Consider the following 21,032-nt stretch of genomic DNA (forward strand, 5'->3'; position numbering starts at 1 on the left):
TTTAAAACAAGAATATTAGCAAAAATAGCAGCACTTACATTGGTTCAATATATTAACAAATTTATATTTGACAGACCAATTAATAATATTAAAAATCAAATAATTTAATTTCACCCAACGGGTTAAATTAGTAATTACAAGCATGAACATAAAATACAGATATTCTTTTTTAATCTCGTGTCATTCTAAAGAACCTATAGAGATTAAACAGACTATATCTAATGAAATGGTAACAATTTTATCAAGCATAAAAAAACCTTCGATTAAAGACAGCGTCGTTTTAAGTATTCCCAATGAATTTAGAATTATGATAAATTCTTCTGACGTGGGTTATATAGCGTGGCGTTATCATGTAGATGGAAATGTTCTTCCAGATGATGTTTTTGACTATCAAGTTTATAATAAACAAAACAAATCGAAAGTAATTCATAATTTAAATTTTGATGAAATTCCAAAAGAAAAGTTTATTGATATAATTATTAAAGAAAGAAATTATCTAATTTCTAAGAGACAAGCTGAAAGAATACTTGAAAAGTATAAAATTAATAAGTCACTCGAAGATTTAAAATTTGGCGATACAATAAAATTAATTCCATATCAAAGATTTAGAATTGAAAATAAGGAAATTATAAATAGTTTAAAAAAAAATGATGATTACATTGATTTTAAAGCCATGAGAGGTAAGGAGGAAAATTTTTATACTTCAAAAAAAATTAATTGGTAGTTGTTGTGAAAAGGATGTTTTTAAATATAATTTTACTATTGTTCTTAGCATCATGCGATAAAAAAGAACCAATTGAGGTTAAACAAATTACTTCTAAAGAATTTGTAACAATAGAAGATAATTATATGGATCGCCATCTTATTAAAGATAGCGTTCGCATGAGTATACCGTTAAAATTTGAAATAAATATTAATTCTACAAAGGTTAAATATATTACTTGGAATTATCGTGTAGATAATAAATTCCTTGATAAAGATTATTTTGATTATGAAGTTTTTAGCAATGAAGACAAAACAAAGCCTATTTTTTAGTTAGATTCTGATCTATTATCAAATAATAAAAGGATTCATATTATTATAAAAGAGATGAACTATTTAATTTCTAGAAATGAGGCTTTAAAATTACTGAAAAAGTATGGAATTAATAAATCTATAGATGATTTAAAATCTAAGGAGGTTATACAATTAACGCCTTATGATAAATTTAGAAAAGAAAATATTGAGTTGATAAACGCATTTAATAAAATCAATGATTCCATCAATTTTAAAGTAATGAGGAGTGAAGAATATTTTTTTTACGTTGATAAAAAAATTAACAGATAGTCTATGAAAATAAAACATTTGTATTTTTTAGTCTTTTCAATCCTAATTTCTTGCGAGTCAAAAAATCCTCTTGAAATTAAACAAATTGTTTCTAATGAGGTAGTAACTATTTTACCAAGTTTAAAAGATCAATCTATTAAGGATAGTATTGTTATATCGATTCCAATGGAGTTTGAAGTAACCGCTAATTCTTCAGTTGATTATGTTGATTGGCTTTATCGTGTAGATAATAAAACTCTTCGAGATGGTTCGTTTGATTATCAAGTATATAATGATAAAAATAGAAAAGAACCAATTTATCAATTAGATTTTGATGAATCGTTGGCTAACAAGCCAATTACTATTATTTTAAAAGAAAGAAATCATCTGATTTCTAAAAAAAAATGGTCAGGAATTGCTGAAAAGATATAATATTCACAGGTCTTTGGATAATTTAAAATTGGGAGATACAATAAAATTAGCTACTTATAATAAATTTAGGGATGATAATAAGATACTTATAGATGAATTTGAAAAAATCAAAGATTCTATTCATTTTAAGGCAGTAAGAGGCAAAAAGGAATCTTTTTATGTAGTAAAAAAAATCAATTGGTAGGATTATGAAAATACTGTATTATTTAATTAGATTTACAGGTTTTTATGAAAAAATAGCCGGTAATAAAAACGCTAATTAGATTGAGTTATGATAAAAACAGTAGAGGAAATAAGTATTGATTAACACTCATTTTTTATTACTTAAGAATAATAAGAACAAGTGCTATTTTCGTTATAATTCAAAAGATAATCAATTCTTTTTTCAAGATTCTAACGACAATATTATTCAGAATTACAGCGCAACGATTTCAATTAATTCGCAAGTTTTTAATTTGACTTACAAAGGAGATACGATAAATATAAGTGATGGAAGAATGATTGCTTACTTAAGCTATGAAGACATCCTCGATCTTGCAGAAAAAACGTTTTACGAAGAAGGGCAAAAACAAGTTTATGATTTTGCGAATCTTAAATTTACAATAGAATTATAAAACATTAGATAAAAAACAGAATTAAAGAATGTAATTGATTGATTTCTTGGTTACTATGTCAATAGCATGAGCAACAATTGGTTTTGTCGAAGGGACGGGTGCTGAAGTTTTAAAGAAAGGACTGGATTGTTTATGCAATAGGATTAGAGTCCAAATTTGAAGCTATAGACAATTTATACCCATTAGACATGGTAGTACATATTGATGAATTAACAACTTATAAATATTACAAGGCATACAAGGGGGTAATTTAGAGTTTTATCAAAAAGAGAGAACTCCAACTAATAGAGAAAGTGTCGCATCCAATAGAATTGATATTCTTGATAAGTTAGAGAAATGGATTTAGTGAAATACTATAATAATACCCCTAACCCTATTGATCAAAAAAGACTTATTGCAATACCAAATGACGTATTGAGTCTTGTATGGTTAACTAAAATAAAAATAAAAATAAAATTGTACAATTTTTTTTCATATCAGTAATTATTATTCTTATAATATCAAATAAAATTTTATTTAAGAGGCATAAATTAAAATTGATATTCTGCTATTTTAGAAATTGAACTTTTTGATCACTATGGTTTAGATCCATTTGGATGTTGATCCAAATGAAAAACCTGATTTTACAAAAGATTCAGGATTTAGATCTTGGTTTTATTTGCAACATAGTAAAAAATATCAATTTACTCCATTTATAACCACTATGAAATTTAAAAAACGTATTTATGGGAAATATTGATTTAAAAAAAGTTGGACTTATAATGCTTACAGTTCTGTTTTTTTGCTCCTGTAAGGAGGAAAAAACTGAAGTTTTTAAGATGAATGTGAATTCTAGTAGAGAAAGAAGTGGAGAATTGTTTATTGTCAGTAAGCCACCAGAAGATTTTGCATATATCATTTTTTTTATAAAAAAGAGGTTGAAAGTTTTTTTTTAGCAGAAGGGCATAATTTCTTAAAAACAAAAAAGTACTACTACAGATCTTATTACAAGGAGCGTTTTTTCTTTGATAGAAATTATAAAGAATCTAAACCAGATTATGGCAGGATGCTGATTCTAAACAATTTTTTTGATAACCGTAGTATAGAAGCTTCGCATTCTGATGATTTATTACAATATATTTTAAAGAAGATGAATTAGGAAATAAAGATGCACCATCACTTCCTTATTTATATATCCATAAAATATATTCAATTTCTAAATGTGAAAAGGATACCACACAATTAATTGGTAAATATTACTACTACGGAATAAATCATAATATGACTAAAACTGACACAATTATTTAAAAATGTAAGTAAAGAAATAATAGTTAATAAGTAAAAATAATAATTGAAATTTGAAAATTTAAATTATAGTCCATTAAAAAAAATAGATCTAAGGTTGACCAAAAATAAAAAACAATGAGACAAGAGCGAATAAAAGACAGAGTATTAAAAAGAGCGGCTAGATCGTGGGGCTTTTCAGATGTTGAGATGGAAACATCCTTTGATCCTGTGGTCTCAATGATGCTTAACGCATTATCCTATGAATTGGAGAAAGTAGCACATGAACTCGAAGATTCTAAAACCCGGGTAGTAGAAAGAGTTTTGGAAATCATGTTTCCTGAAGTTACTGCCGGAGCAAAACCAGCTATGGCAATTATGCATGCCCTGCCAATAGACAATAATATGAAAGTTTCGCTGCAAAACCAAATGACGGTAAACAGGAGAATTCATAATATCTATAATCCCCTTGCTCCAATTACTAAAGAAATTGCGCTGTCACCTACGTTAGAAGTAAAATTATCTACAGCTGAGGTTAAATATATTGCTTACGAAAGAAATCTATATGAAGTCTCTAATCTTTTTTACAAAGATGCAGTTCGCGATTATAAACATTCATTGCCTTCCGGTGAAGTTTTTTTGGGAATTGAATTAAAAAATGCCAATGTATTGCAGTTAGAGGATTTAATGCTGTACATCGATATTAAAAATACCCACCAGAAAGAAATGTTTCATTACTACTTAAAACAAATGAAATGTTTTCAGGATGATATTCAAATTCAGGCAGAAGAGGGGTATAATGTACCCGTAAATCATCTTGATATTGAGAGTATAATTAATCGAAATTATACACACCTAAGTGAAGTGATGCAGGAAGTGAATGAGTTTTATTTTGATAATTTTTATACTTTAAAAGGAGAATTAAAATACAAGTCAATTACAGAATATGGTCCTGAATATAAATATTTTGAAGATGTAACCAATAATAACGGGAATAAGATTATCTGGATTAAAATGACTTTTCCTGAATCCTTAATTCCTCAAATAATCGATAATGTATCTTTTACAACAAATTGTTTTCCGGTAATCAATAAAAAGAAACATACAATTAATAAAACAATTGGTACATTTTTGTCCTATGTAGCACTTGAAACAGATAATAATACCTATTTAGATGTAGAAAGCGTCACAGATGGATTTAATAATCGTTATGAAATAAAAGAATTTAAAGATGGCGTATTAGAAGAAGGTAATGCAGTTTTAAGAACAGGTGGAGTTTCAAGATTTGATTCCAGAAGTGCTTCAGAATTACTTCAAAATGTATTAGATCTGTTGAAAGATGAAAGTTCTTCATTTGCAGGATTAGGTAAAGACTTTATGAACAGTTCATTGGTCGAAATTAATCAATTACTGGCTTCAGTTGAGCAGCAGGCAAAAGAGAGTAGTTTTTCTAAAAACAATGCTCCTTACCTCATGATAAAGCCTAGAATTGATGAATCTACAGGAAAATCATTTGCAATAAACTTTTGGTCAACTTGTGCAGAAGAAGGAAATGATATTAAAGCCGGTACAGTTTTAAAATCTAATGGATCGTCTTTTTTAAGTAGTGAAACAATATTAGTTACAAATACTGTTGGAGGATTAAACAAGCAAAATAACAAGGACCGAATTTTAGCTTATCGTAATGCTTTATTAACACGTGGGCGAATTGTAACTTTTGCTGATATAAAAGCATTTAGTTTTCATCATTTTAGAAATTGTATTACTGATGTCAAAATAGAAAAAGGCACCAGAAAAGAAATCTCTGTGAAAGCAGGATTTAGCAGAACAGTTGATATTCACTTAAAAGTAAACTCAGTTGAAAAGGAGTTTTTATCAGTAACTGAATGGGATTATTTGTGCGAAAGTTTTATGAAAAATTTAAAAAACAGATCTTCAAATGTATTTCCGTATCGATTGTTTATAGAAGACTAAGATTTTAGATTGCGAACGGTTATACTACAGTAGGTATTGAAAATCATGAAAAAAGAAAATTCTTTTTTCATAAAAACCACCCAATACTTTTATAAGTATAATACGTAATTCAAAAAAATAAAAATAGTCTGATGGAATATCAGGCTATTTTTTTACCATTTATTTAAAGGCAAATTTATATTGAAAATCATTTTACTATAAATTTAGGTTACGATATTATCTAAATAAGGAATTCAAATTAGATTCTTTTTTCTCCTTTAGTTTTTTTACAATTTTCAAAAATGCAATAGCTGTTATATAAGCATCGCCTAGAGCAGTATGCCTGTCTTTTTTAGAGATATCAAATTTATCTGCCAAATCATCTAAAGTATAATGGTCTTTTCGCTCGAACAAATGCGATTTAATTAAAGTCTTTTTGTATAAAATAGCAGTATCTAAACGTTTATTGGTTAATTGCGGTAAACCATTTCGTTCAAGTGCTTTATTAATCATCGTAACATCAAAAACGGTATGATGAGCAATTATAATCGAATCACCCAAAAAAACTAAAAATTGTTCCAGAGCTTCTAATTCTGTTGGACGCTGAATTATAAAAGCCTTTAAGATTCCATGAATTTGAGCTGTTGCCTTATCGTAATGATCTTGTTCAGGATAAACTTCAAAACTATTCTGAATCGATATAGTGCCATTTTGCAAAACTAAAGCACCAATGCACAATATGCGATCATTATCATAATCAAAACCCGTAGTTTCCGTGTCCAGAACTACAAAACGAGTTTCTTCAATGGTAAGATTTTCATTAAATAGACTTACTTCTTTTTTCCAAAAATTAAATAAACTCATAATTATACGAGATTTGAAATATTAAAACGTACTGATATAAGTTCCTGCAATTCCTTAATGGTTTTAAAAGTTCGTTTCAATTTAATTTTTTCCATTTTCGATAAAGATTCCAATGCAATAAACTGACCTGAGTCATGATGCAAAAGTCCCTGTTTAGTTCTGAATTTCAATAAGGCTTTAAAAGAATAAGAGCATGATAAATACAATTCACTGTTGTTAGGTTCTAATTCTGCTAGTTTTTCAAAACGCGCCGCAGTATTACTTATTGATTTAACCGAATGTGATAAAATTAAAACACGTGCAGCATCTGTTAAGGGCATTAAAGCTCTTCTTTTAATATCAAAATTATCTTTGTTTGCTCCGTCTTGTTCCACTAAAAATTGTCTAAAAAAACCGGTTGGCGAAGGGCTTTGTAAAGCACCGCTAACTAAATGAACATAAAAAACAGGATTTGCTTTTACATTTTCAAAAATAGATTCAGAGAGTTCGTCAACTATTGCAGCATCACCATACGTCAGGCTATAATCGAAAAATATAAAAGAAAGTAATACTTCATTTTTGCCGGGATTTGTAATCCAATAATGAATCTGATTTTTCCATTCCTCCAGGCTCATGCACCATTTAGGGTTCGAAGCCATCATTTCGGCAGGGCAATAATCATAACCAATTTCAAATAAACCTTTATTGACAAGCGTGGCAAATTTTAAGAAATAAACCTTGGTCTCATCCCTAAAAACATCAGAAACATTTTCATAAACAATCGCATTATCCTGATCTGTATGCAGCATTTGTTCGCTTCGTCCCTGACTTCCTAATGCCAGCCAGGCAAATTTTACAGGAGGCGGACTACTCATTTTTTCTAATGAAATTTCAATTACTCTGGTTGTACAAGCTTCATTTAGCTCAGTTATTATTTTAGAAATCAACGTCATCGGGATGTTCTGATCTAAATATCCCTGAAGTAATTGCATAATTCGGGCGCGAATAGGTTTTATTTCCTTCGTTTTTTTAGCCCTTTTCAACGCTTTTATCAGTACGGCCGGATTATTACCCAATGCTACCATTACATCATGTTTTGATAAAATCCCAACTGCTTTTGTATTTATTGTTCCGTCTTTTGTCAGGCATAAATAACTAATATTACTTTTCATCATTGCCATTTGAGCTTCCGTGACCGTCATTTTCTTTGGGTACGTAATAACCGGTTTGGTCATTATAGTTTCCGCAGTTGTCAGGATCGAATAATCTCCGGTAACAATCTTATTGCGTAAATCTTTATCGGTAATAATTCCTATAGGCAGCATTTCATCTACAATTAATATTGCTCCAACTTTTTGTTTGGTCATTATTTTGGCAATATCCCGAGCAGTTGTAGAAGGTTCACAAGTGACTATTTTTTTAGAATATTTGATAGGTTGCAAATCAAAAGAATCCCTGGCGGAATGATGATTTTCAGTCAATAAATCATCGCCATATAATTTATCTTTATGAATATCTGAATATGGGTTTTTAGTATTAGACGCATAACTTTCGATCAAAAAATTTCCTACAGTTCTATTTTCAAGCGCATAAGGTTTAAAAATAGCAATAGGAATCGCATATAAAATAGTTTCTTCATAAGCTACAGCTTCCATGATATAATTTTCCTGCGCCAAAAGCGGACGCAATCCAAAAATATCTCCTTCATCACACATATCCAGAACCATGTTTTTCTGGCTTTTTTTGAGTGCAACAGCTCCTTTGTGAACTACATAAAAAGAGTCATGAGTTGTATCATTTTCGGCAAAAATTACAGCATCTTTATCTTTGTAAATTATTGAAATTTGTTCAGATAATTTTTCAAGATCCTTCTGGTGTAAAAAGCTAAAAGGAGGAAAACCCTTTAAAAAGTCAGCAACTCTATGTGAAATCGTATTTTTCATGCGTAAGATTTAGGTTCTAAAGTAAGACTTAAAATAGAAATTTAAAAGAGACACCTTTTAATTTTTTTCTGTTTGCCACAAAGTTCACAAACGCACAAAGTTTTGATTATTATTTATACGTTTTGATTGGTGAAATCACAATGTTATTTTTAAAATTCAGGATATAAAAAAAGCTCCTGAAACGGAACTTTTTAAGTGGTAAATTATAAATGTTTCTTTCTAATTCGCATATTGATAAACTCAACTGCTAATGAAAACGAAATTGCGAAATATAAATATCCTTTAGGAACGGCACCAATATGTTCACCGGCGAGCGAAGCACCGGATAAATGCATACTTTCAGTAATTAACATGAAACCAATCAGTATTAAAAACGAAAGTCCTAAAATTTGGATAGAAGGATTTTTATTAACGAAATTTCCAACCGGAACGGCAAATAACATCATCACTAAAACCGAAATTATTACTGCAGTAATCATGATCGTCAATGCGCCTTCAACACCATTTGTCATACCAACCGCAGTCAAAATAGAATCAACAGAAAAGATCAGGTCGATTAATAAAATTTGTACAATTACATTAGAAAATGATTTTTTCGCCACCGTGCCTATTGTCTTTTCTTCATCGCCTTTATGATCAACTTTTTCACTAATTTCTTTGGTGCTTTTATAAATTAAAAACAAACCTCCAAAGAATAAAATCAAAGCCTGCCCTGTAAAATCACCTTCAAACCAACCCCAGTCAATACTGAAGATCGTTGCTTTCATGGCAATCAAATATGATATTCCCATCAACAAAGCGATACGCATAAACATCGCTAAAAACAAACCAAATCGGGTTGCTTTCTTGCGATCTTCCTCCGGTAATTTTCCCGTAACAATCGATATGAAAATGATATTATCAATTCCTAAAACAATTTCAAGAAAAGTCAGCGTTAATAATGCAATCCATGCATCGGGATTCAAAAATACTTCCATTCCGCAAGAGTTTAGTTCTATTTAATTCAATTATTTAGTCCAGTTTTACAACTTTTCCGCGTTGTTTTTGATCAGAACCAACCATTCCAAATTCAAAAGTATAAGAATTTTTAGAAGTGGTTAGAATTTTCATACTGATTGCTTTTTCTTCAGCCATATTTTTAGGGTGTTTCTTTTGTAAGATATATTCGCAATCACTTACCCAACGAACTGTTGAGGTGTCTGTTTTTCCTTCAAAAGTTTCAATTTCAATACCATCTTTACGTTCAAAAACGGTTGTTTTTTTTACGCCATTTACAACAAATTCAAATTTGAATTTCCCTGTTTTAAAATCTTTGCAATTGTGTTCCGCATCATAACAAGATAGCAAAGTAAGTAACGGAAGTAAGAATATTATTTTTTTCATTTTTAAATTTAGTTTATTTTTTTTGGAGCTGTTTCCTGCTTTCCATTACAATCTTTTAATTTTTTAAAGAAAAAAATTATCCATTGCAATCAGGGCTAGAATTTTACGGTTTTCAAAACCAATTGTTTTTATAATAAATTTAGAATCGTTTGATATAAAGCTCTTTTAATTTTTTAGATTCATTTACTTCTTTTCTAATTTCTTCTTTAGATTCGCTATTGGCTGCTTTTGGCCAAATATGAAAACCTCCGTGTGTTACTGCTTTGGCTTTTTGTAAAAAGCTTGCTCCAAATTCAGCAAAGCCACTAATATCTTCGGGATTATCCCAAACGCCCCAAATGCCATTTTCGTCAATATCTCCTTGATAATTAATGATATGTGTTGCGTATTTTTTAACCATTTTAATCTTAAAATGCTCTAAATCATAAGTGCCATTCCATCTAAAAGAGTTTACATCGTCAACTCCGGACCCGGAAATTACAGATTTTGCAAAATTCAATTCAATAGACATTTTATGCTGTGCCGGTGAATTAGAATAACAATAAAATCCTTCCCATTCGCCGCTAGGTAAAAAATGATGCGTTTCGTTGTTTTTTGGTTTCATATTTATGGTTCTAAAATAAATACAATAAAAAAGTCTTGGATTTGATTTGCTTCGTCTGAAAATTATTATTTCAATCTTTTTAATTCATCATCTGTAAAGTTCTTGATTTCTTTTTCCTTGGCAAACTTTTCAGCATTATAATTTCCTGATTTATTCCTTGGGATTGATAAACTATTCCATTCGCTATTTTTTAATTGTTTGGCATAAAAAACAATTTGTCCAATATGATACGGATAATGCGCTAACTGCCGATTAATTGCTTCAATTACCGTGTGACCTTCGTTACGAATATAGATTATATCCGAAAGTTGTTCGGGTTTTAAACTGTTTAATGCATCAAGAAAACATTCCCAGCCTTTATTCCAGACCGTTAAAACTTCGTCTTTTGATTGTAAATCATTTTCAAATTCGGCATCACGATTTCGCCATTCTTTTTCCCCATCAGATGTCAGGAAATCTGTCCATCTGGAAAGCATATTACCGGAAATATGTTTTATTATAGCCGCAATACTATTCGTGTCTTCATTTACAGAAACAAAAAGCTGTTCAGGTTCTAATTGATCAATAGATTTCTCGCCCAGCATTTTATAATACAAAAACTGTTTTTTAACGCTTTCTAAATAAGATTCAGTTGTATTCATGGCAGTTTTTTTAAATTATTACCGCTTGGTTTTTAAACAATTTTAATGTCATATTTATCTAAAAGTCCCACAATTCCCTGAGTCGAGAATTGCGCTTTTCTCATAGGATTAAATTCGGGATCAATTTTATAATTATACGCTGTTCTAAAATCTACGCTTGCTAATTGTGTATCGTTGAAAATTGCACCTTCTAAATTACAATTATCAAATAGTGAACTTGTTAAATTACAACCAATAAAAGTTACATCGCGTAATGAAGAATTGATAAACTTGGTTTTTGGCATTTTTTTATTGGAGAAAGCAGCGTAATCCAAGGTGGTTTCTTCAAAATAAACCTGAAATAAAAAATCATCACATTCGTTAAAAGCAATTCCTAAAAGTTTGCAGTTTTTAAATGTTACATTCTTTAAACTTGTACCTGATAAACTCGTCATGGACAAATTGCAATCAATAAATTCACAGTCTAAAAAAGTATTGTAGCCAAAATTGCTATTAGAAAAATCACAGTTTTTAAAAACACAATCTTCAAACTCCCGATTGTTTATTTTTTTATCAATATAATTGACTTTTTCGAACGTTTTTTGAATGTGAATTAGACTTTCCATATAATGATATTGGATGTTTTTAATTTATTTATTGTTGCTAAACCCGACAGGTTTTTAAAACCTGTCGGGTTTGCTTAAGAGGACTAAATTAGTCGTTAAACAAACCTTTCATAATAGTTTTCAATCCGTAGAAAATTAAAAACATAGCACTTAGACAAGCGACAATCCCTATCCCTAAAACTAAATAATGCCAGTTGGTATGTTGATTCATAAAAGCATTGTAAATCAACGTAGGGCCAATAAATAATAGAGGCAAAGAACCTGATAAATATTTAATTCCTTTTCCTAGTAATTCTTTATTTGTTGACATATGGTTGTTGTTTCAGGTTTTTTTTAGTTTCAAGTGAAAACTCATCGCTGTAATCTTAGTCAAATTTTTATACTTTGACAAAGATGTTTTCATTTCTCGTTTCACAGAAAACCTTTTACTTTTTATAATTATCAACAGCATTTCTAACGCTGCCGTATTTTTTTAGTAATTCAGATGCTTCTTCGTATGAAACGGGAATTTCTTCCATTATCATTTTAACGCCGCGATCCACCAGTTTTACATTACTTAATTGCATATCGACCATTTTATTGCCTTTTACTTTCCCTAGTTGGATCATTGCAGCGGTCGAAATCATATTAAGCACTAATTTTTGAGCTGTTCCGGCTTTCATTCTGGAACTACCGGTAACAAATTCAGGACCTACAACAACTTCAACAGGAAATTGTGCCGTTAAAGCAAGCGGACTTCCAGCATTGTTTGTAATGCAGCCTGTAAGTATATTATTTTGATTGCAGGTTTGTAAACCGCCAATTACATAAGGTGTTGTTCCTGAGGCAGCAATACCAATTACTACATCATTTGCACCAATATTATTGGCTTGTAAATCAATCCAGGCTTGTGTCGCATTGTCTTCGGCATTTTCTACGGCGCGACGAATGGCAGTATCACCGCCGGCAATTATTCCGTTTACTAAATCAAAAGGAACTCCAAATGTTGGCGGACATTCTGATGCATCAACAACGCCTAAACGACCAGATGTTCCGGCGCCGATGTAAAAAATTCTCCCGCCTAATTTTAGTTTAGCAACAACTTGTGCAACTAAAGCTTCGATTTGCGGAATTGCTTTTTCGACTGCATTGGGAACGGTTTTGTCTTCCTGATTAATATTGGTAAGCAATTCATGAACAGACATTTTTTCTAAATGTTCGTATTTTGAGGCTTGTTCTGTGGTTTTAGTAAATGTCATTTTTGTTTTTTAGGTTGTAAGTTGTAATGTCTCAAAGTTACAAAGTTTTTTGAATTTCCTGAACATGATTTTTACTGAAAGTGCTGTTGCGTAAGGGATAGGAGTAAACTACCGAAGTAGTACGTATAGCCCGACCGTATTTGCGAAAGGCGCACATAAGCGGTTTGTTAAATAGCGCATTTTGTAAATAGGGTCACGCCCAAATTATAACATAAACGCTAATAGAATCCCTAAAACAATCATAGAAACTTTTGCGATATTGAATTTATGTCCTTCGCTGCTTTCGAAAATAATTGTGGATGAAATATGAAATAAAATCCCAATTACTACAGCTGTAATTTCAGTATAATAGTCGTTTAAAACGGGCAAAAATTCTGATGCAATTGTACCAAGTGGCGTCATAACTGCAAAAGTTAGCATGAATGCAAAAATGGCTTTTTTATTTAGGTTTGCATTGATAAAAAAGGTGGTCAAAATTACGGCAATTGGTAAGTGATGAATGGCTATACCAAGTGCTAAATCATGATGATGACTTACCGGGAAACCTTCTAAAAATGCGTGAATACACAAGCTTATAAAAAGAAGCCACGGAATCTGACTCATTTGTGCATGTCCGTGAACGTGCCCGTGTTCAGCTCCTTTTGAGAAAAATTCAAGTATAATCTGGAACAAAATCCCAACCATTATAAAGATACCAATATTATGATTGTGGGATTGATACACTTCCGGCAATAAATGCATTACGGTTAACGACAATAGGAATGAACCGCTAAATGCAAGCAATAATTTTAGATTGGTTTTGCTTTTTGGTTTTAAAAACAAAGCCACAATATAACCTAAAAGCACAGAAAATAAGGGTAATAGATAATTCATCTTTTTGTTTAATCGGTTTATTGTTTAATTGTTGGTTTGTTTAATCGATTAAACGGTTAAACAATTAACAATTAACCAGTTATTTAAAAATCATGATTAATCGTTCGCTTTCGGTTTTATGAAATTTTTTGAGTTTATAATCTCCAAAAATATCTAATAGAAAAATTCCGGCTTCGGCCATTAATTCTTCAAAGTCTTTTAGGGTTAATGCTTTTACTTTTTCGGTAAAATGATATTGATGTCCTTGGTCTTCAAAATCTATTTCTTTAAAAATATGTCCGTCCTGAAGGTATCTTTTAATTTTAAAGTCGATATTATCAACTGTTTTTACTTCTTCAGGAACCAGGGTTTCGATCACATTTGCCACGTTCATAAAGTCGATTACTGCAAAACCATATTCAGATAAACTTTCTTTAATGGCTTTTAGCGTTGTCAGATTGTCTTCATCGTTTTCGAAATAGCCAAAGCTTGTAAACAAATTAAAAATGGCATCGAACTTTTCTTCAAAAGGTTCGCGCATATCATGCACTTTAAAATGTAGGGTTTCGTTACTGTTTTTGCTGGCTTCGGCAATACTGTTCTCAGATAAATCTGCACCTAAAACATTGAATCCTAATTGGTTTAAATAAATAGAATGGCGACCTTTTCCGCATGCTAAATCCAGCACTTTTGCTTTTTCGGGCAGGTTAAGATAATGTGTAAGATTATCCATGAAAATCTGCGCTTCGCGGTAGTTTCGGTCTTTATAAAGGATGTGGTAATATGGAGTGTCAAACCATGAAGTAAACCAATTTTCGGTATTACGCTCCTGATTTGGTGTTGATGAGTTTGGTGCTTCAGACATTTATTCTATTTCAATTAATTCAAAGTACCGCAAATTTAGTGTATTTTTGCCGAAAAATAACTATTTCGTGACGATACCTAAAGAATCATTTTATGTGTTGCGATTGGAGTTTTTTTTAATACAAAAATAAAGATGGAAGAAAATTTTAGAATGATTGCCAAATGTTTTTTTGGTTTTGAAGAAATATTAGAGAAAGAATTGCGTGATCTTGGTGCTCAGGATGTCGAAAAAGGAGTGAGAATGGTGAGCTTTAAAGGCGATAAAGGTTTTATGTATAAAGCTAACCTATCGTTGCGTACTGCACTTAAAGTTTTAAAACCTATTTACTCGTTTAGAGCTAATAATGAGCAGGCATTATATAAAGGTATATCTGGTGTAAACTGGTCAAAATTATTGAACGCCAACCAGACTTTTGTGATTGATGCAACCGTGCATTCGACTTATTTTAATCATTCTGAGTTTGTTTCTCAAAAATGTAAAGATGCAATCGTGGATCAGTTTAGAGAAAGAACTGGCCAACGCCCAAGTATTGATAAAGCTTTTCCTGATTTAAGGATAAATATACATATTGATAAAGACCAGGTTTCGGTTGCGTTAGATACTTCCGGAAATTCATTGCATCAGCGTGGTTACAGAACGGCTACGAATATTGCGCCAATCAACGAGGTTCTGGCAGCAGGAATTTTATTATTGTCAGGTTGGGAAGGGCAAAGTCATTTTCTGGATCCAATGTGTGGTTCCGGAACTTTTCTTGCCGAAGCGGCTATGATTGCCTGCAATATTCCGGCAAATATTAACCGTAAAGAGTTTGCTTTTGAAAAGTGGAAAGACTGGGATAATGATTTGTTTGAAGAAATTGTAAACAGTTTAATGAAAAAAACTAAGGAGTTTCATTATACGATAAAAGGTTTTGATAAAGCGCCAAGTGCGGTGAATAAAGCCAAAGACAATATCAAAAATGCTAATTTAGAAGATTATATCACGATTCAGGAAGAAAACTTTTTTGATACTGAAAAGGATGTTGAAGGAAAGTTACATATGGTTTTTAATCCGCCTTATGATGAGCGTCTGGATATTCATATGGAAGAATTCTACAAAAATATTGGTGATACTTTAAAGAAAAGCTACCCGGGAACAAATGCCTGGTTTATAACAGCAAATCTCGAGGCATTGAAGTTTGTAGGATTAAAACCTTCACGTAAAATCAAATTATTCAACGCAAGTCTTGAAGCACGTTTGGTTAAATACGAAATGTACGAGGGAAGTAAGAGAACGAAATTTCAGGTCTCTGAATAAATAGGTACAAAGGAGCAAAGGTTCAAAGGAACAAAGGTAAATGCTTTGTCGTTTTGAACTTGTGTAATTTTGATTCTCAAAAAAATGATAAAATTACAAATTAACAAATAATGAAGAGGCAGAGGTTCAAAGGAACAAGGGGAAAACCTTTGTCGCTTTGAACCTTTGTAACTCTGAACCTTAAAAAACAAAAAATGTCAAAATTACAAGTAAGAGGTTTTTTATATCAATTAGGATGTTTTGCAATTTTATTTATTGCGGGAAGATATTTAGTTGCTATGTATACAGGATTAACGGGACTTTGGATTCCTATGACGGCTTTTATTATCGCTACTTTGATTTCGCCTAAATTTCAGGCGGTTAAAACTAAAGATGGTGAAAAGCTTTTCATGAAATGGATTTTTATAAAAGGAATTAGAGAAATAGGATAATTTTAATTAGCCACAGATTAAGGGATTATAAAGATTTTTATTTCACGCAGATTCTGCAGATTTAAGCAGATTAAAATTGGGATAATCATCTGCGTACATTTGCTTAAATCTTTTTAAATCTGCGTGAAAAAATATTTACAGTTAACTTTGGGAATCCCGATAGCTATCGAGATTGTGTTCTCGGCATTAAAAAATAATTAAGGAGTATCTAAAAAAATAGTTATTTATGAAGATAATTGGACTTATAGGCGGGATTAGCTGGGTTTCGACTGGTGATTATTACAAGCTTATAAATCAGGGAATAAATGAGAAACTGGGAGGTTTAAACTTCTCAGAATGTTTAATTTACTCTTTTAATTATGCTGATATAAAAAGAAATAACGAAAATAACGATTGGGATTCAACTTTTAATATGCTTTTAAAAGGTTGCCAGTTTTTAAAACAAGGTGGGGCAGAAGCAATTGTTTTGTGTGCAAATACAATGCATTTTATTGCTGACCGACTTGAAGAAGCAATTGAGTTACCCATTATTCATATTGCAACTGCAACGGCAATTGAAATCGAGAAACAAGGCTTGAAAAAAGTTGGTTTGCTGGGAACGAAGTTTACAATGGAACTTGACTTTTTTAAAGACAAACTTATCTCAAAAGGAATCGAAGCAATTATCCCGACAAGTGAAGCGGATAAAGATTTTATTCACACCACAATTTTTGAGGAACTTGGAAAAGGAATTGTTACCGATGAAACTAAACAACGTTATCTGGCAATTGCCAATCAATTAATAAAAGAAGGCGCAGAAGGAATTATTTTAGGCTGTACCGAAATTCCTTTAGTAATAAAACCTGAGGATCTTTTGGTTCCTGTTTTTGATACTACTTTAATACATTCAAATGCAGCTATAGATTTTCAGTTGTCATAGACTGGAATTAGAATATAACTTAAAAGCCATGAACTGATTAATTTCAATTCATGGCTTTTTTTATTTTTGATATTCTTTAATCTTAACTGATTTATTGTTTTTGATTTGATATTCAGTATAAGTTGTTTTTTCACTGTTTTCAAAACTTTCGGCTTTTCTAATCAGATAAAAATTATTGTTGGACCATTTATAATAATAGTCGGATTCGTTTCCGCTTCCGTCAGCTTCATATTTTACAAACTCTTTGTTTTTTTGGTCAAAGAATAAATATTCCAATTCCTCCAGTTTGGTATTTCTGATAAACTGTTTCTTTGTATTGTCATAAACAAAATAAAGAAAACTGCCATCATACTTTGTTCTGTCAGGAAAGTAAATTGGAATTTTTAAATCTAATAAACCATCAAAATTAAGATCTTCTAATTCAACTTCTCCATCTTTTTCGTAAATCACTTTATTGAAACCGGAAAGTGTCTGAATTTTTTCTTTTTTAGAATTGTAAATTTCCAGTTTACTAATCAGGTAATAATCTGCTAACTCACCGGTTGTGTTTTCAGCTTTACCTTTGTACTGGTTTAATTTATAACTAAAATTTTTCGGATTAAATAAAGATAAGTTTTCAATACATGTTAGTGATACATTAAATTGCTTGTCTTTTTTTTCGTTTTGCCAAATGCCATTTAATGCATTCTCATTGCTTAATTTTAAAGAAAACGAACCTGTTTTTAGAAAAACATTCCCATTTTTGGTTGGTGTATATGAGGTTTCAATAAGTTTTATTTCATTATTCTTAAAAATACCTTTTGTAAAAATAGGCATGTCTTTACCGTTTTTTACGTAGTAATAGCTTCCTGAAACAGAATCTTTTCCCTGAATAAATTCAACGGTCATTTCTATGGGATATTTGTCTATTTTTCCTGAGAAATGTAGAAATGTTTTTACAATTGTTTTTTGCGCAAAAGCGATCTGACTAAAGATAAAAAGAATGAATATTTTTTTCATTTCAGTATAAGATTACTTCTTAGGCTTTTCCTTTATAATTTCGGGAATAATGATTTTTTTCTTGTAAAGCGGAATAAAATAAGAAACAGTATAGTTGAAGCCAACTCCAAAACTTCCGTCATAGGTTTTGTTGAATCCCGGAATGTATAAATTATCAAATCCTTCGGGTTTTGAATTGGCAACTAAAAGTTTTAACTGAACTCCAAATCCCACAAATACATTATTAAAAACTTTTGCTTTTAAACCCATTGCAACTTCAAGCCATCCTGCAGTAAGTCCGGTATATTTTTGACCGGAAGCAATTGCGGGCTGTTCTCCCCAATATGGGTTTGCATTGTAAATTTTATAACTGTTTAATTGCTGACTAAAGGTACTAAAACCACCACGTAAACCTATTGTGATAAGGTTTTCCATGTCAAGCCAGTTTTCGTAAGTGTTGTAGTCAAAACCTCCTTTAATATAAGTTCCTGTTGCTGTTGAATTCAATCTGTCGTCATCTGTGGTTTTATCTTCAAAACCAAGTTCAGCTGCCAGATAGTATTTTTTAGTTAAGCGAAAATCACTTACAACTTCAATTCCCTTGTAATCTTTATCATAAAGACCTCGGGTTAACTTATACAAATCAACTCCTACGCGAAGACCATAGCGATCTGTTTTGATGCTGTCTTTTTTTGTTTCCTCAATTGCAGGTTTTGCAGTTTCGGCTTTTGGTTTTTCTTTTGTCACTGTTTTATTTGACGTTTCCTGAGCGTGACCCAAAAACATTGAAAACAATAAACAGTAACTAAAAATATACTTCAATATGTGTTTCATCTTCAAATTCAACGTTAAGAGTTTTTACAAAAATTTGTTGCATCCATAAACCATCACCGGCAGGATCTGTTTGTTCAAAAGGTTTTGCCGCATCCAGTGTAAAAGTAGTTTTAAAACCACAAGCCCTTGATACATATACATTTTGATGCGTGTAGTCAAATTTTAAAACATCAGTATTAATGGCAGCAGGATTTGTACTTAACGAGTTATATATAAAGCGATAAGTTGTTGTAAGTGTATCTGTTTTTAGCGGAATTGAGATAGTACTTGCGTTGGTCACAAACCTTGTAGTGTCCGTTACAGTTTCATTGAAAATGATTCCCTCAGTTTTAGTTTCTCCAATTACCATTAAATTGTTTACATTTCTTGGTTTTGTTGGTTCGCTAAATTCATAAAACGAAATCACTAATCTGGGAGTAGTGGGCGTATTTGCATCACAAATATCATCTTTCTCACAGCTGGATAAACCAAAAGTAAAAACTAATAAAAGAGCGATTATTTTTTTCATTTATATTTTGTTAGCGAAGTTCTAAAAGTACAACATTTTCAACATGATGTGTTTGCGGAAACATATCAACTGGTCTAACGCGGGTTACTTTATATTTTTCGTCCATTAAAGCTAAATCACGTGCTTGTGTTGCAGAATTACAACTTACATAAACTACTTTTTGAGGAGCAATTTTCAAGATTTGATCAATAACATCTTTATGCATTCCGTCTCTTGGCGGATCTGTAATAATTACATCCGGTTTACCGTGTTGTGCAATGAAGCTCTCGTTAAATACGACTTTCATATCACCTACAAAAAACTCACAATTCGTTATATTATTGCGTTCTGCATTTGCTTTAGCATCGATAATAGCTTCAGGAACACTTTCTACTCCAATTACTTTTTTTGCTTTTTTAGAAACAAATTGTGCGATAGTTCCGGTTCCTGTATATAAATCATAAACGGTTTCATCGCCTGAAAGTCCTGCAAAATCTCGAGTTATTTTGTATAATTCATACGCCTGATCAGAGTTTGTCTGGTAAAAAGATTTAGCGTTGATGCTGAATTTTAAACCTTCCATTTCTTCCAGGATATAATCTCTACCTTTATATAGTTTGATATTCTGATCGTAGATTGTATCGTTTTGTTTTGAATTTACTACATATTGTAACGAAGTAATTTGCGGGAATTTCTCGTAGAGATGATCTAAAAGTAATTCACGATTTGCTTTGTCATTTTCATAAAACTGAATCAAAACCATGATTTCTCCGGTCGAAGCAGTACGAATCATAAATGTTCTCAATAAACCGGATTGCTCTCTTGGATTAAAGAAATCTAAATTATGTTCGTTAGCAAAATCCCTAATTTCGTTTCTGATTGCGTTTGAAGGATCTTCCTGTAAATAACATTTTTGAATATCAAGAATTTTATCCCACATTTTCGGGATATGAAATCCTAATGCGTTTCTGTTTCCTAAATCTTCTGTACTTTCAATTTCTTTTTCGGTTAACCAACGGCTGTTAGAAAACGAAAATTCCATTTTATTTCTGTAGAAAAACTGTTTTTCTGAACCCAATATAGTTTCAAATTCAGGAAGTTCCACTTTTCCTATACGCTGCAAATGATTTTTTACTTCGTTTTGTTTGTAATACAACTGTTGGCTGTATTTCATATTTTGCCATTTACAACCTCCGCAAACTCCAAAATGATCGCAAATAGGTTCAATGCGATGTTCTGATAATTCGTGAAATTTTACGGCTTTACCTTCATAATAGGCCTTTCTTTTCTTGAAAGTTTGCACGTCAACTACATCACCCGGAACCACGTTCGGGATAAAGATTACTTTTCCGTCAGGAGCCTTTGCTACTGATACTCCTTTTGCTCCGGCATCCAGAACCTGAATTTGATGAAAGACAACTTTGTCTGTATTTTTTCTTCCCATAGCGCAAAAATAAGGGTTTGTAAACTTTTTCAAATTTAATTTTCAAAATATTTTATCAAATTCTTTAATTTATTATTTTAATTGACTTTTAAAGCTAACTTT

26 protein-coding genes and 1 pseudogene are annotated in these 21,032 nt (G+C 31.2%); 12 read left to right on the forward strand and 15 right to left on the reverse strand.

Features of this window, described 5'->3' with window-relative positions:
• The 9 genes and pseudogenes from KHA90_RS18145 to KHA90_RS18185 form a co-directional block, all read left to right on the forward strand.
• Window positions 1-108: pseudogene (locus KHA90_RS18145) on the forward strand (IS982 family transposase); the annotation flags it as partial.
• 34 nt (window positions 109-142) lie between these two features.
• The gene (locus KHA90_RS18150) at window positions 143-724 is read left to right on the forward strand and encodes a hypothetical protein (protein WP_213304115.1); all 582 of its coding nucleotides are present in this window, start codon (window positions 143-145) and stop codon (window positions 722-724) included.
• 14 nt (window positions 725-738) lie between these two features.
• Window positions 739-1,035, forward strand: a complete 297-nt coding sequence (locus tag KHA90_RS18155) for a hypothetical protein (RefSeq protein WP_213304118.1) — start codon at window positions 739-741, stop codon at window positions 1,033-1,035.
• A gap of 54 nt (window positions 1,036-1,089) precedes the next feature.
• Complete coding sequence (locus tag KHA90_RS18160; protein WP_213304121.1) at window positions 1,090-1,326, forward strand: hypothetical protein; 237 nt, start codon at window positions 1,090-1,092, stop codon at window positions 1,324-1,326.
• A 3-nt stretch (window positions 1,327-1,329) separates the two neighbouring features.
• Complete coding sequence (locus KHA90_RS18165) at window positions 1,330-1,737, forward strand: hypothetical protein (RefSeq protein WP_213304124.1); 408 nt, start codon at window positions 1,330-1,332, stop codon at window positions 1,735-1,737.
• Between the two features lie 28 nt (window positions 1,738-1,765).
• Window positions 1,766-1,921, forward strand: coding sequence for a hypothetical protein (locus KHA90_RS18170; RefSeq protein ID WP_213304127.1), 156 nt, complete (start codon window positions 1,766-1,768; stop codon window positions 1,919-1,921).
• 1,022 nt (window positions 1,922-2,943) lie between these two features.
• Entirely contained in the window at window positions 2,944-3,090 is a 147-nt protein-coding gene (locus KHA90_RS25850; RefSeq protein ID WP_213304130.1) for a DUF3289 family protein, read from the forward strand.
• A complete protein-coding gene (locus KHA90_RS18180) occupies window positions 3,077-3,286 on the forward strand; it encodes a hypothetical protein (RefSeq protein ID WP_213304133.1) in 210 nt (69 codons plus the stop codon). Before KHA90_RS25850 ends, KHA90_RS18180 begins: the two co-directional genes overlap by 14 nt.
• A 466-nt stretch (window positions 3,287-3,752) precedes the next feature.
• Window positions 3,753-5,588 carry a type VI secretion system baseplate subunit TssF gene (locus KHA90_RS18185; protein ID WP_213304149.1) on the forward strand — a complete coding sequence of 612 codons (1,836 nt, stop codon included), beginning with the start codon at window positions 3,753-3,755 and terminating at the stop codon, window positions 5,586-5,588.
• Between the two features lie 216 nt (window positions 5,589-5,804).
• Here KHA90_RS18185 and KHA90_RS18190 read toward each other — a convergent pair whose 3' ends face one another.
• The 11 genes from KHA90_RS18190 to KHA90_RS18240 all read right to left on the reverse strand — a co-directional run bounded on the left by KHA90_RS18190 (window position 5,805) and on the right by KHA90_RS18240 (window position 14,541).
• Window positions 5,805-6,431: a 3'-5' exonuclease gene (locus KHA90_RS18190; RefSeq protein ID WP_213304152.1), complete on the reverse strand. Its 627-nt coding sequence runs from the start codon at window positions 6,429-6,431 to the stop codon at window positions 5,805-5,807.
• A 2-nt stretch (window positions 6,432-6,433) separates the two neighbouring features.
• Window positions 6,434-8,353: a DUF294 nucleotidyltransferase-like domain-containing protein gene (locus KHA90_RS18195; RefSeq protein ID WP_213304170.1), complete on the reverse strand. Its 1,920-nt coding sequence runs from the start codon at window positions 8,351-8,353 to the stop codon at window positions 6,434-6,436.
• A 203-nt stretch (window positions 8,354-8,556) separates the two neighbouring features.
• Entirely contained in the window at window positions 8,557-9,330 is a 774-nt protein-coding gene (locus tag KHA90_RS18200; RefSeq protein WP_213304173.1) for a TerC family protein, read from the reverse strand.
• A gap of 34 nt (window positions 9,331-9,364) precedes the next feature.
• On the reverse strand, window positions 9,365-9,736 hold the full coding sequence (locus KHA90_RS18205) for a DNA topoisomerase IV (protein WP_213304175.1): 372 nt from the start codon (window positions 9,734-9,736) through the stop codon (window positions 9,365-9,367).
• 139 nt (window positions 9,737-9,875) lie between these two features.
• A complete protein-coding gene (locus KHA90_RS18210; protein ID WP_213304178.1) occupies window positions 9,876-10,340 on the reverse strand; it encodes a hypothetical protein in 465 nt (154 codons plus the stop codon).
• Window positions 10,341-10,405: 65 nt separating this feature from the next.
• Window positions 10,406-10,981 carry a DUF1572 family protein gene (locus KHA90_RS18215; RefSeq protein ID WP_213304181.1) on the reverse strand — a complete coding sequence of 192 codons (576 nt, stop codon included), beginning with the start codon at window positions 10,979-10,981 and terminating at the stop codon, window positions 10,406-10,408.
• A 32-nt stretch (window positions 10,982-11,013) separates the two neighbouring features.
• Complete coding sequence (locus KHA90_RS18220) at window positions 11,014-11,586, reverse strand: pentapeptide repeat-containing protein (RefSeq protein WP_213304184.1); 573 nt, start codon at window positions 11,584-11,586, stop codon at window positions 11,014-11,016.
• A gap of 88 nt (window positions 11,587-11,674) precedes the next feature.
• Window positions 11,675-11,896, reverse strand: a complete 222-nt coding sequence (locus tag KHA90_RS18225) for a DUF6095 family protein (RefSeq protein ID WP_213304187.1) — start codon at window positions 11,894-11,896, stop codon at window positions 11,675-11,677.
• A gap of 115 nt (window positions 11,897-12,011) precedes the next feature.
• A complete protein-coding gene (murQ, locus tag KHA90_RS18230; RefSeq protein WP_213304190.1) occupies window positions 12,012-12,824 on the reverse strand; it encodes an N-acetylmuramic acid 6-phosphate etherase in 813 nt (270 codons plus the stop codon).
• 204 nt (window positions 12,825-13,028) lie between these two features.
• The gene (locus tag KHA90_RS18235; protein WP_213304192.1) at window positions 13,029-13,697 is read right to left on the reverse strand and encodes a ZIP family metal transporter; all 669 of its coding nucleotides are present in this window, start codon (window positions 13,695-13,697) and stop codon (window positions 13,029-13,031) included.
• A 79-nt stretch (window positions 13,698-13,776) separates the two neighbouring features.
• A complete protein-coding gene (locus KHA90_RS18240) occupies window positions 13,777-14,541 on the reverse strand; it encodes a class I SAM-dependent methyltransferase (protein WP_213304194.1) in 765 nt (254 codons plus the stop codon).
• A gap of 132 nt (window positions 14,542-14,673) precedes the next feature.
• On the opposite strand from KHA90_RS18240, the gene KHA90_RS18245 reads away from it, so the two are divergent.
• The 3 genes from KHA90_RS18245 to KHA90_RS18255 all read left to right on the forward strand — a co-directional run bounded on the left by KHA90_RS18245 (window position 14,674) and on the right by KHA90_RS18255 (window position 17,187).
• Window positions 14,674-15,837 (forward strand): THUMP domain-containing class I SAM-dependent RNA methyltransferase, encoded by a 1,164-nt coding sequence (locus KHA90_RS18245; protein ID WP_213304196.1) that lies wholly within the window; start codon window positions 14,674-14,676, stop codon window positions 15,835-15,837.
• 194 nt (window positions 15,838-16,031) lie between these two features.
• Window positions 16,032-16,268 (forward strand): hypothetical protein, encoded by a 237-nt coding sequence (locus tag KHA90_RS18250; protein ID WP_213304198.1) that lies wholly within the window; start codon window positions 16,032-16,034, stop codon window positions 16,266-16,268.
• Between the two features lie 226 nt (window positions 16,269-16,494).
• Window positions 16,495-17,187: an aspartate/glutamate racemase family protein gene (locus tag KHA90_RS18255; protein WP_213304200.1), complete on the forward strand. Its 693-nt coding sequence runs from the start codon at window positions 16,495-16,497 to the stop codon at window positions 17,185-17,187.
• Between the two features lie 60 nt (window positions 17,188-17,247).
• Here the strand turns inward: KHA90_RS18255 and KHA90_RS18260 are convergent, their stop codons facing one another.
• Genes KHA90_RS18260 through rlmD form a run of 4 tightly spaced genes read right to left on the reverse strand, consistent with a single transcriptional unit; the run spans window position 17,248 to window position 20,930 of the window.
• Window positions 17,248-18,186: an XAC2610-related protein gene (locus KHA90_RS18260; RefSeq protein WP_213304201.1), complete on the reverse strand. Its 939-nt coding sequence runs from the start codon at window positions 18,184-18,186 to the stop codon at window positions 17,248-17,250.
• A gap of 12 nt (window positions 18,187-18,198) precedes the next feature.
• Window positions 18,199-18,999: a DUF6048 family protein gene (locus KHA90_RS18265; RefSeq protein WP_213304203.1), complete on the reverse strand. Its 801-nt coding sequence runs from the start codon at window positions 18,997-18,999 to the stop codon at window positions 18,199-18,201.
• The gene (locus tag KHA90_RS18270) at window positions 18,971-19,507 is read right to left on the reverse strand and encodes a DUF6452 family protein (protein ID WP_213304206.1); all 537 of its coding nucleotides are present in this window, start codon (window positions 19,505-19,507) and stop codon (window positions 18,971-18,973) included. Before KHA90_RS18270 ends, KHA90_RS18265 begins: the two co-directional genes overlap by 29 nt.
• A 10-nt stretch (window positions 19,508-19,517) precedes the next feature.
• Window positions 19,518-20,930 carry a 23S rRNA (uracil(1939)-C(5))-methyltransferase RlmD gene (rlmD, locus tag KHA90_RS18275; RefSeq protein ID WP_213304209.1) on the reverse strand — a complete coding sequence of 471 codons (1,413 nt, stop codon included), beginning with the start codon at window positions 20,928-20,930 and terminating at the stop codon, window positions 19,518-19,520.
• Window positions 20,931-21,032: the final 102 nt, after the last annotated feature.

The organism is Flavobacterium psychroterrae (assembly GCF_018380615.1).
GTDB classification, from domain to species: domain Bacteria; phylum Bacteroidota; class Bacteroidia; order Flavobacteriales; family Flavobacteriaceae; genus Flavobacterium; species Flavobacterium psychroterrae.